General features: G+C 66.2%; 14 protein-coding genes. 2 read left to right on the top strand and 12 right to left on the bottom strand.

The annotated features are described in order from the left end of the window. Nucleotides 1-88 precede the first annotated feature (88 nt). The 3 genes from PMI12_RS15580 to oxlT all read right to left on the bottom strand — a co-directional run bounded on the left by PMI12_RS15580 (nt 89) and on the right by oxlT (nt 3,752). The gene (locus tag PMI12_RS15580) at nt 89-1,648 is read right to left on the bottom strand and encodes a formate dehydrogenase beta subunit (protein WP_007834188.1); all 1,560 of its coding nucleotides are present in this window, start codon (nt 1,646-1,648) and stop codon (nt 89-91) included. After that, entirely contained in the window at nt 1,645-2,172 is a 528-nt protein-coding gene (locus PMI12_RS15575) for a formate dehydrogenase subunit gamma (RefSeq protein WP_007834186.1), read from the bottom strand. The genes PMI12_RS15580 and PMI12_RS15575 overlap by 4 nt, the downstream gene beginning before the upstream one ends. 287 nt (nt 2,173-2,459) lie before the next feature. Next, nucleotides 2,460-3,752, bottom strand: coding sequence for an oxalate/formate MFS antiporter (oxlT, locus tag PMI12_RS15570; RefSeq protein ID WP_443260445.1), 1,293 nt, complete (start codon nt 3,750-3,752; stop codon nt 2,460-2,462). Nucleotides 3,753-4,126: 374 nt separating this feature from the next. Between oxlT and PMI12_RS29430 the strand changes: the two genes are divergently transcribed. Then, nucleotides 4,127-4,435 carry a hypothetical protein gene (locus PMI12_RS29430; RefSeq protein WP_157632207.1) on the top strand — a complete coding sequence of 103 codons (309 nt, stop codon included), beginning with the start codon at nt 4,127-4,129 and terminating at the stop codon, nt 4,433-4,435. Then, nucleotides 4,432-4,593 carry a hypothetical protein gene (locus PMI12_RS29230; protein WP_007834182.1) on the top strand — a complete coding sequence of 54 codons (162 nt, stop codon included), beginning with the start codon at nt 4,432-4,434 and terminating at the stop codon, nt 4,591-4,593. Before PMI12_RS29430 ends, PMI12_RS29230 begins: the two co-directional genes overlap by 4 nt. Before the next feature lie 42 nt (nt 4,594-4,635). On the opposite strand, the gene PMI12_RS15565 is transcribed toward PMI12_RS29230, so the two are convergent. From PMI12_RS15565 to PMI12_RS15525, 9 genes are all read right to left on the bottom strand, one after another. Next, a complete protein-coding gene (locus PMI12_RS15565) occupies nt 4,636-5,583 on the bottom strand; it encodes a LysR family transcriptional regulator (RefSeq protein WP_007834180.1) in 948 nt (315 codons plus the stop codon). A gap of 65 nt (nt 5,584-5,648) precedes the next feature. After that, on the bottom strand, nt 5,649-7,070 hold the full coding sequence (gene pyk, locus PMI12_RS15560) for a pyruvate kinase (RefSeq protein ID WP_007834178.1): 1,422 nt from the start codon (nt 7,068-7,070) through the stop codon (nt 5,649-5,651). Continuing rightward, a complete protein-coding gene (locus PMI12_RS15555) occupies nt 7,067-8,083 on the bottom strand; it encodes a 2-dehydropantoate 2-reductase (RefSeq protein ID WP_007834176.1) in 1,017 nt (338 codons plus the stop codon). The genes pyk and PMI12_RS15555 overlap by 4 nt, the downstream gene beginning before the upstream one ends. A 52-nt stretch (nt 8,084-8,135) precedes the next feature. Beyond that, nucleotides 8,136-8,912, bottom strand: a complete 777-nt coding sequence (locus tag PMI12_RS15550; protein WP_007834174.1) for a fumarylacetoacetate hydrolase family protein — start codon at nt 8,910-8,912, stop codon at nt 8,136-8,138. Between the two features lie 48 nt (nt 8,913-8,960). Beyond that, a complete protein-coding gene (gene sucD, locus PMI12_RS15545; protein ID WP_042673502.1) occupies nt 8,961-9,860 on the bottom strand; it encodes a succinate--CoA ligase subunit alpha in 900 nt (299 codons plus the stop codon). Between the two features lie 326 nt (nt 9,861-10,186). Continuing rightward, nucleotides 10,187-11,359 carry an ADP-forming succinate--CoA ligase subunit beta gene (gene sucC / locus PMI12_RS15540; protein ID WP_007834170.1) on the bottom strand — a complete coding sequence of 391 codons (1,173 nt, stop codon included), beginning with the start codon at nt 11,357-11,359 and terminating at the stop codon, nt 10,187-10,189. A gap of 35 nt (nt 11,360-11,394) precedes the next feature. Beyond that, a complete protein-coding gene (locus PMI12_RS15535) occupies nt 11,395-11,712 on the bottom strand; it encodes a hypothetical protein (RefSeq protein ID WP_007834169.1) in 318 nt (105 codons plus the stop codon). A 199-nt stretch (nt 11,713-11,911) separates the two neighbouring features. Beyond that, complete coding sequence (gene frc, locus PMI12_RS15530; protein ID WP_007834167.1) at nt 11,912-13,159, bottom strand: formyl-CoA transferase; 1,248 nt, start codon at nt 13,157-13,159, stop codon at nt 11,912-11,914. After that, the gene (locus tag PMI12_RS15525; protein WP_007834159.1) at nt 13,156-13,602 is read right to left on the bottom strand and encodes a PAS domain-containing protein; all 447 of its coding nucleotides are present in this window, start codon (nt 13,600-13,602) and stop codon (nt 13,156-13,158) included. Before PMI12_RS15525 ends, frc begins: the two co-directional genes overlap by 4 nt. Nucleotides 13,603-13,744: the final 142 nt, after the last annotated feature.

Raw genomic sequence — 13,744 nt, 5'->3', positions numbered from 1 at the left:
GGGGACATTCGCGGAGCAAGGCACCCCGTCGGCGTGATCGCGCCCCGAATAACCTTCACCGTGAAGAATCAGAAAGCAAGGCGTCATCTCAAGCAGCCTTGCGATCGGGGACCGCAAGACCGAAGTCCTGCGGAAAGTGGTCGAGCGCGGAAAGCACCGGGAACGGCGTCATGCCGCCCATGGCGCACAGCGATCCGTGGACCATGGTGTCGCACAGGTCGCGCAGCAGGATCACCTGCTGTGCGCGGTTCTGGTCCGCGCGGATCTTGTCGATCACCTCGACACCGCGCGTCGATCCGATGCGGCACGGCGTGCACTTGCCGCAGGATTCGAGCGCGCAGAACTCCATGGCATAACGCGCGAGCTTCGACAGGTCGGCCGTGTCGTCGTGCACCACGATGCCGCCGTGGCCCACCGTGCCGCCGACGGCCGCATAGGCCTCGTAGTCGAGCGGCAGGTCCCATTGCGACTCGGGCAGGTAGGCGCCCAGCGGCCCGCCCACCTGCACCGCCTTGATCGGCCGTCCCGACGCCGAGCCGCCACCGTAGTCGTACAGCAACTCGCGCAGCGTGACGCCGAAGGCCTTCTCGACAAGGCCGCCGTACTTGATGTTGCCGGCCAGCTGCATCGGCAGCGTGCCGCGCGAACGGCCCACGCCGTAGTCGCGGTAGAAAGCTGCGCCGCGCGCCAGGATCAGCGGCACGCTGGCCAGCGTGATCACGTTGTTGATCAGCGTGGGCTGGCCGAACAGCCCCTCGATGGCCGGCAGCGGTGGCTTGGCGCGCACGATGCCGCGCTTGCCCTCGAGGCTTTCGAGCAGCGCCGTTTCCTCGCCGCACACATACGAGCCCGCGCCCTTGCGCACCGCGAGCGAGAAGCGCTTGCCCGAACGCAGGATGTTGTCACCGAGGAAGCCCGCCGCCTCGGCGACGCGGATGGCCTCGTTCATGGCCGCGATCGCGTGCGGGTACTCGGAGCGCACGTAGATGTAGCCCTGCGTCGCGCCCGTGGCAAGGCCCGCGATGGTCATGCCCTCGATCAGCATGAAGGGGTCGCCCTCCATCGTCATGCGGTCGGAGTACGTGCCCGAGTCGCCTTCGTCCGCGTTGCAGACGATGTACTTCTGCGCGGCGGCCGTGCCCAGCACCGTCTTCCACTTGATGCCGGCCGGAAAGGCAGCACCGCCGCGCCCGCGCAGGCCCGAGTCGAGCACCTGCTGCACGATCTCCTCGGGCGCGAGCGCCAGCGCACGGCGCAGGCCGGCGAAGCCTTCGTAGGCCTGGTAGTCGGTCAGCGACACCGGGTCGGTGATGCCCATGCGCGCGAAGGTCAGGCGCTCCTGCTTCTTGAGATAGGGAATGTCTTCGGTCGGGCCGAGCGCGAGCGGGTGCTTGCCGCCCGTGAGAAAGCCGGCGTCGAACAGGCCGGCCACGTTGTCGGGCGTCACGGGCCCGTAGGCGATGCGGCCGGTCGGTGTGTTCACCTCGACCAGCGGCTCGAGCCAGAACATGCCGCGCGAACCGTTGCGCACGAGCTCGAGCATGATGCCGCGCGCCGTGGCTTCCTTCGCGATGCGCTGGGCCACGTGGTCGGCGCCGGCTGCGAGCGCGGCCGAGTCGCGCGGAACGTAGACGGTGATGGTGCTCATGGGTTGTTGTCCTGCGCGATCAGCGCGTCGAATGCCCTGGGTGTCATGCGTGCATGCGGCTGGTCGTCGAACGTCATCGCGGGCGACGAGGCGCACAGGCCGAGGCAGAACGCGGGCTCCAGCGTGAACGCGCCGTCCTTCGAGGTTCCGTGCACGCTGCATCCGAGACGCAACTCCGCGTGGGCGAGCAGCGCATCGGCACCCATCGACTGGCAGGCCTCAGCGCGGCAGATCTGGATCACGTGGCGGCCAGCGGGCTCGGCACGGAAGTGGTGGTAGTAGGTGACGACGCCATGGACCTCCGCACGCGAGAGGTTCAGTGCGTCGGCAATCGCCGGCACGGTGTGCGCGGGGATGTAGCCCAGCGCGTCCTGCACGCCGTGCAGGATCGGCAGCAGCGCGCCGGGTTCGTCCGCATGCTGCAGCAGGCTGCGCTGCACGGCGGCGAGTTCCCTGTCCTTGTCGATGGGAGCTGAGGCCGGATGCGGTACCTCGTGTCCCTGCTGCACCTGTTGTAGTTTCATGATCCCGTCCGGTCTGGTCCGTTGCCGCCTGCGCCGCCGTTGTCTTGCTGCCGGCGGAGCTGTTTTCATCGTGGTTTCGTCACGGGCCGCCGTCATGAAATCCGACGTGAATCCCGCGCTCATCCGCTTGAGGATCAATGTCGATGAATCGAGCGACAGGGGCCTTGACGCAAGTCAATTTCCGCGGAAACAAGCGCGGTGCCAATGCGCACAAACCCTGCGGCCCCATCGGCAAAAAGCCCTGCCATCTTCATGGCAGGGCCGCGTGTATCGGAAGAGCCGACGGCTTACTCGATGGTGGTGGTGGCGCGGCTCGCCTCGATGTGCCTGCGGCGCATCGGCCGCAACACGAACCACGCCATCAGCGCAGCAAGCGCATTGACCGCGCTGGCGGCGATGAAGACGGCCTGCCAGCTGCCGGTGGCGGCGGCGAGCACGCTCGACAGCGGCACCAGCAGCGAGGCGGTGCCCTTCGCGGTGTAGAGCATGCCGGCGTTGGATGCCGCATACCTCGAGCCGAAGGTATCTGCGCAGGTCGAGGGGAACAGGCTGTAGATCTCGCCCCAGGCGAAGAACACGATGCCGGTCAGGACGACGAAGAGGATCGGGTTCTGGCCGTAGTGGTAGAGCAGCAGGATGCCGACCGACTCCATCGCGAAGGCGATGAACATCGTCTGCTCGCGGCCGATCTTGTCGGACACCCAGCCGAAGAAGGGCCGCGTGAGGCCGTTGAGCACGCGGTCGATGGCGAGCGCGAAGGTCAGCGCGGGCAGCACCAGGCCCATGATGTTGACCGGCACGTCCATGATCTTGAAGTCCTTGGCGATCGGCGCGAGCTGCGCCGTGGCCATCAGGCCGCCGGCGGCCACCATCACGAACATCGCGTACATGACCCAGAACACGGGCGAGCGCAGCACCTCGGCCGGCGCGTAGTCGCGGCCCGCCTGCTGCACGTTGCGGCTGTTCGACGCCTTGGCATGATGGGGCGCACGGGTCAGCATCCATGCGAGCAGGAACACGATGAGTCCCTGCCCGATCCCAAAATACAGGAAGGCCGCTTCGTAGCCGCTCGACTTGATCATCGCGGAGATCGGGATGATCGTGAGCGCCGAGCCCGCGCCGAAGCCCGCGGCGGTCATGCCTGCGGCAAGCCCCCGGCGATCGGGGAACCACTTGAGCGCATTGCCCACACAGGTGCCGTAGACCGCGCCCGCGCCGATGCCGCCGACGGCCGCCGCGATGTAGAGCAACGTGAGCGAATCGGCCTCCGAGTTGAGCACCCAGCCGAGGCCGCACAGCAAGCCGCCCACCAGCACCACGGGACGCGGTCCGAAGCGGTCGACGAGGTAGCCTTCGATCGGCACCAGCCATGTCTCGGTGAGCACGAAGATGGTGAACGCCACCTGGATCGCGGCGCGGCTCCAGCCGTGCTTCTCGGCGATCGGATTGACGAAGAGCGTCCAGCCGTATTGCAGGTTGGCGATCATCGCCATGCAGACGATGCCGATCAGCAGCTGGCCCCATCGGTATGCCTCGGATCGGCTCGCGGTGGCGCCATGGGTTTCGGATGGAGGGAACATCGCGGGGGTGGAACCTGCGATCGTTGAGGTGGGCCGATTCATGGTGTTGTCCTTGGTTTTTCGGTGAGGTCCGACAGACTTCGAATGCAGATAAATCAATCGAGCGATCGGTGCAAACAGCGGAAATAAAACGGGGTGCTGCGCCATGCGCCACACACGCCACGCGATCGGTACGCATCGACAGGCAACGAGGCTTCCTTGACATCGATACACCGCATGAAGATCACCTGGTTTTGCGCGTGAATGACTGTCGGTCGGAGCGACTCAAAAACTCTTGACCTCAGTCAAGTTCACACGAATCGCGGACTCGCAAGACCCCCGTGATATCCCTAGCAGGAGGCCTCTTCGCACGCGCGCATTGCGCTGCATCCGACATGCATCTCGCGATGCCGCGGCATGGTGTGCATGGAAGAAAAATTGCCCAGCTGGATCGCAAAGGTCTTCGCGGAACTTCGACGGTTCGTGCAATGACTTTCGCGATGCGCGTTGCGCTGATGCAGGCCCGTTTTGCGAAGCGCTCGTACGGCCACGCTGCACGCTTGTGCAAGAACCCGCCTGTCGTCGAAAAAATTGACCCAGGTCAAGAAACGCGAAAATGGCGTTTGCTCTCGTCTAGGGTAAACCCTAAAATTCAGGGTAATCCCTTCGGTCTTTCAGTTTCAATCCTTTGGAGCCCTCAATGAGCCACACCACCCTGAATTCCAGCGCCCTGCGCACTCCCGCCTCTTCGTCCACCGCCAACGATGCGCTGCGCGACCTGATCGCCGCCATGCCCATCGTGATCTTCTACAAGGCCGCGCGTGCCGCGCTGATGCAGCGTTCGCCGGCTGCACGGCGTTGAGCTTCCACACCGAACCGATCCTCCCCGAAGAGCGCGCGCGAGTTACTCGCCGCGCTCTTTGCCTTTGGGGCTTTCGAATGGAACGATCTGCGCGATCAGCGACGGTCCGTCACTCAGCAGGAAGTCCTTGAAGGCCTGCGCCACCGGCGGCAGGCGCTTGCTGCGACGGTGCACCACGTACCAGTTGAGCATCAGCGGAAAGCCCTCGACATCGAGCACGCAAAGGCTGCCGGCGCGCAGCTCCTGGCTCACCGTGTGCGCCGACACGAAGCTCACGCCCATGCCAGCGATCACGGCCTGCTTGATGGTCTCGGTGCTGCGGATTTCCATCGCGATGTTGATGCCGCTGAGATCGCCGCCGAAGCCGTCTTCCATCGAATGCCAGGTGTCGGAGGCTTTCTCGCGCACCACGAAGGGCTCGCGCATCAGCCGCTGGAGCGGGATCTTCTTCACGCCCACCAGCGGATGGCCCGGCGCCGCGACGATCACGTAGGGGTGCGGAGCGAACGGCTGGTTGACGGTGTCGAGATCGGTCGGCGGACGCACCATGATCGCGAGGTCGGTGAGGTTCTCGGCGATGTGCGTCAGCAGCTGCGCGCGGTTGTGGACCGTGAAGTTCAGCGTCACGCCCTGGTGCCGGCTCGCGAACTCGACCAGCAGGCGCGGAAAGAAGTAGTCGCCCGCGCTGATCACGCCCACGTTGAGCTTGCCGCCGGAGACGCCCTTGAACTGCATCATCGCGTTCTCGGCCGCCTCGAACTGCTGGATGATGGCGCGGCTGATCTGCAGCAGCTCGGTGCCGGCGGGCGTGAGGTAGATCTTCTTGCCGAACTGCTCGAACAGCACGTTGCCGGCGTGTTCCTCGAGCTTGCGCACCTGCGTGGAGACGGCGGGCTGCGTGAGGTGGAGCTCCTCGGCCGCCCGCGAAAAACTCAGCAGCCGCGCCACGGCTTCGAAGACCTTCAACTGGCGCAGGGTCGCATGCTTCATCGGGTGAGAACAGGTGGCTGCGGTCGAGCGGCATCGTACAGCGCGCCTGCGCCGATGGCGCGCGCTCAGCCGGGTATCCGCGCGACGTGCAGCAGGTTCGTCGTGCCCGATTGACCGAAGGGCAGGCCCGCCACCACCACCACGTCGTCGCCCGCCTTCGCAAAACCTTCGGCGCGCGCCGTGCGGCAGGCGCACTCGATCATCTCGGCCACATCGTGCACGTCCTCGACGAGCACCGCATGCACGCCCCAGACCATCGCCATGCGGCGTGCGGCGGCGGTGTCGGGCGTGAGGCTCAGGATGGACACCGCCGGACGCTCGCGCGCAGCGCGCAGGCTTGTGAAGCCCGAGGAGGTATACGTCACGGTGGCGGCCGGCGCGAGCAGCGCGGCCACCTGGCGCAGCGAGGCGCAGACCGCGTCGGCCGTGGTCGACAGCGCCGCATCGTGCGTGGCGTCGATGCCCGCACGGTACGAGGGATCGGCCTCGACGCGCGCGATGATGCGGTCCATCATCGCGACCGCTTCGAGCGGGTACCTGCCCGAGGCCGATTCGGCCGAGAGCATCACCGCATCGACGCCGTCGTAGATGGCCGTCGCGACGTCGGACACCTCGGCGCGCGTGGGCACCGGCGAGGCGATCATCGATTCGAGCATCTGCGTCGCCACCACCACCGGCTTGCCGCCCTTGCGGCAGGCGCGCACGATCAGGCGCTGCAGCTCGGGCACCTGCTCGGGCGGCAGCTCCACGCCGAGATCGCCGCGCGCCACCATGATGCCGTCGCACAGCGCGACAATGGCGTCGAGATGCTCGATGGCCGCGGGCTTCTCGAGCTTGGCCATGATCCAGGCGCGCGTGCCAATGATGGCGCGCGCCTCCTCGATGTCCTCGGGCCGCTGCACGAACGAGAGCGCAACCCAGTCGACACCGATCGACAGGCCGAAGGCCAGGTCGTCGCGGTCCTTCGGCGTCAGCGGCGAGATCGGCAGCAGCACGCTGGGCACGTTGACGCCCTTGCGGTCCGAGATCGGCCCGCCGACCAGCACCGTGGTCTCGGCAAAGTCGGCGCCGTGGCTGTCCACGCGCAGCCGCAGCTTGCCGTCGTCGAGCAGCAGCTCGGTGCCTTCCTGCAGCGCGGCGAAGATTTCCGGATGCGGCAGCGGCGCGCGGCGTGCGCTGCCGCTGGTCTTGCTGTCCATGTCGAGCCGGAAGCGCGCGCCCGCCTCGAGCTGCGCGCGGCCGCCTTCGAAGGTGCCCAGCCGCAGCTTCGGCCCCTGCAGGTCCAGCAGGATGCCGATGGGCCGGCCGAATTCTTTCTCGAGGCGGCGAATGGTTTCGAGCCGCCGCGCATGGTCGTGCTGCGTGCCGTGGCTGAAGTTGAGCCGGAACACGTCCACGCCACGCTCGAACAGCGCACGGATGGCCGGCTCGCCGGTGGTGGCCGGGCCGAGAGTGGCGACGATCTTTGCGCTGCGTGTGCGTCTCATGCTGTCGTCATTTCATGGAGCTTGACGCGGCCGCGCTGGTCTTCCATGGTCCGCGCGAGCAGCTTGACCAGGCTGTAGACGGTGTCGATGTGCGGCGTCGGGGTCTCGGTGAGCCGGGCCAGTTCGACCACGGCACCCACCAGCGCATCGATCTCCGGCGCGCGCCCGGCTTCCACGTCCTGCAGCATCGATGTCTTGTGCTTGCCGACCTTCTCTGCGCCCGCGATGCGCTTTTCGAGCGTCACGCGAAACTCGATGCCGAGCTTGTGCGCGACGGCCTGCGCCTCGCGCATCATCGCAGCGGCGAGATCGCGCGAGGGCGGGTACTGGCAGATGTCGACCAGCGTCGAGTGCGAGAGGCTGCTGATCGGGTTGAAGGTCAGGTTGCCCCACAGCTTGAGCCAGATCTCGGCGCGGATGTTGTCGAGCACGGGCGCCTTGAAGCCGGCGCCGGTGAAGCAGGCGGCAACGCGGTTCACGCGTTCGCTGGCCGAGCCGTCGAGCTCGCCGACCGGGAAGCGGTCGCCTTCGATGTGCTTGACCACGCCGGGCGCGATCAGCTCCGAGGCCGGGTAGACCACGCAGCCGATCACGCGCTGCGCGGGGATCTTCGTGGCGACGAGCCCCGAGGGATCGACGCTGCGCACCGGCGTGCCTGCGAGCGCGCCGCCGTGCTGGTGGAAGTACCAGTACGGGATGCCGTTCTGCATCGTCACGACCACCGTGTCGGGCCCGAACAGCTTGGGCACGTCGTTCGCCACCGCCTCGACCTGGTGGGCCTTCATGGCGAGCACGACGATGTCCTGCGGACCCGCCTCGTCGTAGCGGTCGGTGGCCTTGACGTTGCGCGCCACCTGTTCTTCGCCCTCGGCCGAGACCAGCTTGATGCCGTTCCTGCCGATGGCTTCGAGGTTGGCGCCGCGCACGATGAACGTCACGTCCTCGCCGGCCAGCGCGAGCTTTGCGCCGACCAGTCCGCCGATGGCGCCCGCGCCGATGATTGCAATCTTCATGTCGATCCCCAAGAGTTGATTTCCTTGCGCGGCCGCTTCGGCATGCGCGTTGTCAGCCGAAGCGGTTGCTGAGTTTTCCGATGCCGCCGATCTCGATCTCGACGAGGCTGCCAGGCTTCATCGAGCCCACGCCGACCGATGTGCCACAGAGGATCACGTCGCCGCGGTGCAGCGTCATGTCCTGCGAGATCAGGCTCACGAGTTGCTGCGCCGAGAAGCGCATGTCGCTGATCGGATAGTTCTGGCGCACCTCGCCGTTGAGCAGCGTGGTCACGGTGAGCGTTGCGGCATCGAGGCCGGTGGCCACAACCGGGCCCATCGGGCAGAAGGTGTCGAAGCCCTTGGCGCGCACCCACTGCGTGAACGAGGCGTCGCGGTTCAGGATGTCGGCCACGGTCACGTCGTTGGCGCAGGTGTAGCCGAACACATGGTCGAGCGCATCGGCTTCGGAGACGGCGGTGGCGGTCTTGCCGATCACGATGCCGAGCTCGCCCTCGAACACCACCTTGCCGTCGCACAGCGGCTTGCGGATCGGTGCGCCGGGCGCGAGGTAGGAGTTGGGCGTCTTCAGCAGGTACAGCGGCTCCGCCGGCACCGGCAGGCCCAGCTTGGCGCCGAGCGCATGGAAGTTGTTCCACAGCGCGATCACCTTGGTCGGCTCGGTGGGCGTGAGCAGCTGGAGCCCCGCCAGCGCAAACACGCGGCCCGTGGGCTCGGAACTGCCGAACATGTCGCCCCGGCGCTCGTGCACCGCATCGCCTTCGAGCGTGCCGAAGCCGATGCCGCCGGCGTGTTCGAAGCGGACCCATTTGGTCTGTTCTTGCTGCATGTTGTCGTCTGCTTTCTGGATGGAGGATTCGGGTCGGCCGTCAGTCGGTCAGTCGAACGGCAGGTAGTCGGGGATCACGAGCGAGGCGAGCAGCTTTCCCATCTCCGCCGGATTGCGCGTGACGTGGATGCCGCATTCCTTCATGACCGCGAGCTTTTCCTGCGCGGTGCCGCGGCCGCCGGAAACGATGGCGCCCGCATGGCCCATGCGCTTGCCGGGCGGCGCACTGGCGCCCGCGATGAAGCCGACGACGGGCTTGCGCATGTGGTCGCGGATCCAGTACGCGCATTGCTCCTCGGCATCGCCGCCGATTTCGCCGACCATGATCACGGCGTCGGTGCGCGGGTCGTCGTTGAACATCCGCAGCACGTCGATGTGCCGCAGCCCGCCGACCGGATCGCCGCCGATGCCGACCACGGTCGACTGCCCGATGCCGAAGCTCGCGAGCTGGCTCGCGGCCTCGTAGGTGAGCGTGCCCGAGCGCGAGACCACGCCGATGCGGCCGCGCTGGTGAATGTGGCCCGGCATGATGCCGATCTTGATTTCGCCCGGCGTGATGAGGCCGGGACAGTTGGGGCCGAGCAGCAGCGTCTTGCGGCCCTGCATGCGATGGCGCGTGCGGATCATGTCGCGCACCGGAATGCCTTCGGTGATGCAGATGACGAGGTCGACCTCGGCATCGACCGCTTCGTCGATGGCCGCTGCGGCGAAAGGTGGTGGCACGTAGATCACGGAGACGGTGGCGCCGGTGCGGGCCTTGGCCTCTTTCACGGTGCCGAAGATCGGAATGCCGGCCAGCGACTCGCCTGCCTTCAGCGGGTTCACGCCCGCGACGAAGCAGTGCCGGCCGTTGCCGTATTCGAGGCACTGGGCCGTGTGGAAGCTGCCGGTCTTGCCGGTGATGCCCTGCGTGATCACGCGGGTGTGCTTGTTGATCAGGATGGACATTTCAGGGGTTCCATCGTGCGTTTGCCTGCGTTCCTGTTTCGGGGTGCGTGCGCAGGCCATCGGGTAACTCCCTCCGCGAATGTCCCCCGGCCTGCGGCCTCCTCCTTTATTTCGCTGCGTGAGTCACCCGACGCCCTGCGCACGAGGACATGCTGCCGGCGCTCGCCGATCAACGACTGCCCTGAACAACGATCACGCCGATGGGGTGCCTTGCGCAGCGAAATAAAGGAGGAGGCCGCAGGCCGGGGGACATTCGCGGAGCAAGGCACCCCGTCGGCGTGATCGCACCCCGAAATGCATCGCATCAAGAGACAGGAGCTCATTTCCTAGCGCTCCCAGTTCCGAGCAGCCCCGATGGCCCGCTGCGCCGCCTCGGCCATGTCGTCGGTGTTGATGATCGACAGGCCCGATTGCGCGAGGATGGTCCGGCCCAGGTCCTCGTTGGTGCCCTTCATGCGCACGATCAGCGGCACGGTGAGCCCGGTTTCGCGCGCTGCGGCAACCACGCCGTGCGCAATGACATCGCATTTCATGATGCCGCCGAAGATGTTGACCAGCACGGCCTTGAGCTTCGGGTTGCGCAACATCAGCTTGAAGGCTTCGGTCACCTTTTCGGCTGTCGCACCACCGCCCACGTCGAGAAAATTGGCGGGCATTCCGCCGTAGAGCTTGATCGCGTCCATCGTCGCCATCGCGAGGCCGGCGCCATTGACGAGGCAGCCGATGTCGCCGTCGAGCGCGATGTACGAGAGGTCGAACTTCGAGGCCTCGACCTCCACCGGGTCTTCCTCGTCGAAGTCGCGCATCGCGGCGATCCCGGGCTGGCGGAACAGGGCGTTGGCGTCGAAGTCGAACTTCGCGTCGAGCGCCATCACGCGGCCGTCGCGGGTCAGCACCAGCGGGTTGATCTCGGCCAGCGACGCGTCGCTGGCATCGAAGGCCTGGTAGAGGTTCTGCATGAACACGCGCGCCTGCACCACCGAACGCTCGTCGATGCCGATGCGGCGCGCGATGCCGTCGGCCTCGGCAATGCGCAGGCCGGCGTCCGGATCGATGAAGAGCTTGTGGATCTTCCCGGGCGTGCGCGCGGCCACCTCCTCGATGTCCATGCCGCCTTCGCTCGAGGCCATCAATGCCACGCGCTGCGAATTGCGGTCGACCACGAAGCCGAGGTACAGCTCCTTGTCGATCTCGACGCTCTCCTCGACCAGCAGCTGCTTCACCACGCGGCCTTCGGGCCCGGTCTGGTGGGTCTTCAGCGTCATGCCGAGCATCTGGTCCGCATGCCGCCGCACTTCGGCGACGGACCATGCGGGCTTCACGCCGCCGCCCTTGCCCCGGCCGCCCGCATGAATCTGCGCCTTGACCACCCAGGCCCGGCCACCGAGCCGGGTAGCCGCATCCGCCGCCTCGTCGGGCGAGCGGCAGACGAATCCGCGGGGCGTTGCCACGCCGTAGTGGCGCAGGACGTCTTTACCCTGGTATTCGTGGATGTTCATGGCCGGGATCGACTGCTGGATTGAATTGATTTATTTCAGGCACCAAGCTCGACGCCGTGGCTTTCAGCCCAATTGAAATAACTCGACGAAGCCATTTCCCGCTTTCTGTGGATTTCCTTCTTCTGCTCGATGGCCACCGCCAGGAATTCGGCGTCGTACGCCCGCAGGAGGTGCGGCTGATGGGTCTTCAGGTAATGGCCGATCCGCTCGCTGGCGTTCTGGCTCAGGTCCATCAGGCGGTCGTAGGTTTCGCCGTCCCAATGCCAGCGCAGTCCCAATTCGAAAAATGCTGCGTTATAGGCATTGCGCTCGATTTCGTCGCGCCAGTCTTGAACGGGCGAATGCTTTTCCATGACCTTCTCCTTGAATTGATGCCGGACTCGGCGGATTCAAATGTAGGACCGGTGATGAATAAATAAAAATTAAACTAATTTATAGAAATCATTCATCAAGAGTTATAGATTGAGGCCAGAAATACACGCGCCCAAGGGCCTTCCGCGCCACCCGCAGGCGGCGCTCTCGCAAATCAGGTTGGCGGGCCTGCGCCGCGCCTCAGATCACGCGTTCGGCCCGCAGGGTCGCCAGGTCGTCCGCGCCGTAGCCGAGCTGCCGCAGCACTTCTTCGGTGTGTTCGCCGAGCAGCGGCGAGCGCGTCACCACCGTCGGGCTGTCGGACATCTTGATGGGGTTGCCCACCGTCAGGTACTTGCCGCGCACCGGGTGGTCGACCTCGACGATGGTGCCGGTCTCGCGCAGGGACTCGTCCTCGGCGATTTCCTTCATCGAGAGGATCGGCCCGCAGGGAATGTCGTACTCGTTGAGGATCTCCATGGCCTCGAACTTGTCCTTGGTCATGGTCCACTTCTCGATGCGCGCGAAGATCGGCTTCAGGTGCAGCAGGCGCGCGGCCGGCGTGGCGTAGGCCTCGTCGGTGATCCAGCCCTCCTCGCCGATCACCTTGCACACCGCAGGCCACACGGCCGCCTGCGTGATGAAGTAGATGTATGCGTTGGGGTCGGTCTCCCAGCCCTTGCACTTGAGGATCGAGCCCGGCTGGCCGCCGCCCGAGGCATTGCCCGCGCGCGGCACGGCGTCGCCGAACTTGCCGTCGGGGTACTGCGGGTATTCGTGCATGGTGCCGGTGCGCTCCAGCCGCTGCTGGTCGCGCATCTTCACGCGGCACAGGTTGAGCACGGCGTCCTGCATCGGTGCGAGCACCTGCTGGCCGCGGCCGGAAGAGTTGCGCTGGAACAGTGCGGCAAGGATGCCGAGCGCGAGGTGCAGGCCGGTGCCGCTGTCGCCGATCTGCGCGCCGGTCACCAGCGGCGGGCCGTCTTCGAAGCCGGTGGTGGAAGCTGCGCCGCCCGCGCACTGGGCCACGTTCTCGTAGACCTTGCAGTGCTCGTACTTGCCGGGCCCGAAGCCCTTGACCGAAGCGACGATCATGCGCGGGTTGATCTTCTGGATGTGGGCCCAGGTGATGCCCATGCGGTCGAGCGCGCCGGGCGCGAAGTTTTCGACCAGCACGTCGCAGGTCTTGATCAGGCTGTCGAGAACCTCCTTGCCCTTGGGGTTCTTGGTGTCCAGCGTGATCGAGCGCTTGTTGTGGTTCAGCATGGTGAAGTACAAGCTGTCCGCGCCGGGAATGTCGCGCAGCTGGCCGCGCGTGGCATCGCCTTCGCCTGCCCGCTCGACCTTGATCACGTCGGCGCCGAACCACGCCAGCAGCTGGGTGCAGGTGGGGCCCGACTGCACGTGGGTGAAGTCGAGGATCCGAACGCCTTCGAGTGCCTTGCTCATTGACTGTCTCCTTCTTTGACCATCGCGGCTTCGACTTCTACCAGACGGGCGCGCAATTTGCGCTCCTCCGCAAAGCGGACGGATTCATCCCGCACGATGGCGACGATGCCCGTGACCTCGTGATCGGCGGAGAACAGCATCGATACCGTGAAGGCGATCGACAGCGTGTGCCCGTCCTTGTGCAGCGCCGGCACGCGCAGCAGGTCGGCGCCGTACTTGGTGATGCCGGTGTCCATCGTCTTGTGGTAGCCGTCCCAGTGCCGCTGGCGCTGCCGCTGGGGAATGATCAGGTCGAGCGACTGGCCGAGCGCCTCGGCCTCGGTAAACCCGAAGATGCGCTCGGCAGCACGGTTCCACAGCGTGATCGCGCCCTGCGCGTCGCACACCATGATGGCATCGCCAGCGCCTTCGACGAGCTGCTTGAAATCGACGTTCGCTTGCATGTTTACCCCTGGCGCTTCATTTCAATCCAGAACCCCGCAGTGCCACTGCCCTTCCAGAGACACCGCGGAACCGGCTCCGCCGGGCCGCAGGTGTCGCCCCCTCGAAGGGGGTGGGCGCTGCCACACGAAGTGGGCAAGCCTG

Origin of the sequence: Variovorax sp. CF313, from assembly GCF_000282635.1 — a bacterium.
GTDB lineage: Bacteria > Pseudomonadota > Gammaproteobacteria > Burkholderiales > Burkholderiaceae_C > Variovorax.
Note: the sequence above shows the minus strand (reverse complement) of the source record. Positions and strands in the feature narration are given on the sequence as shown.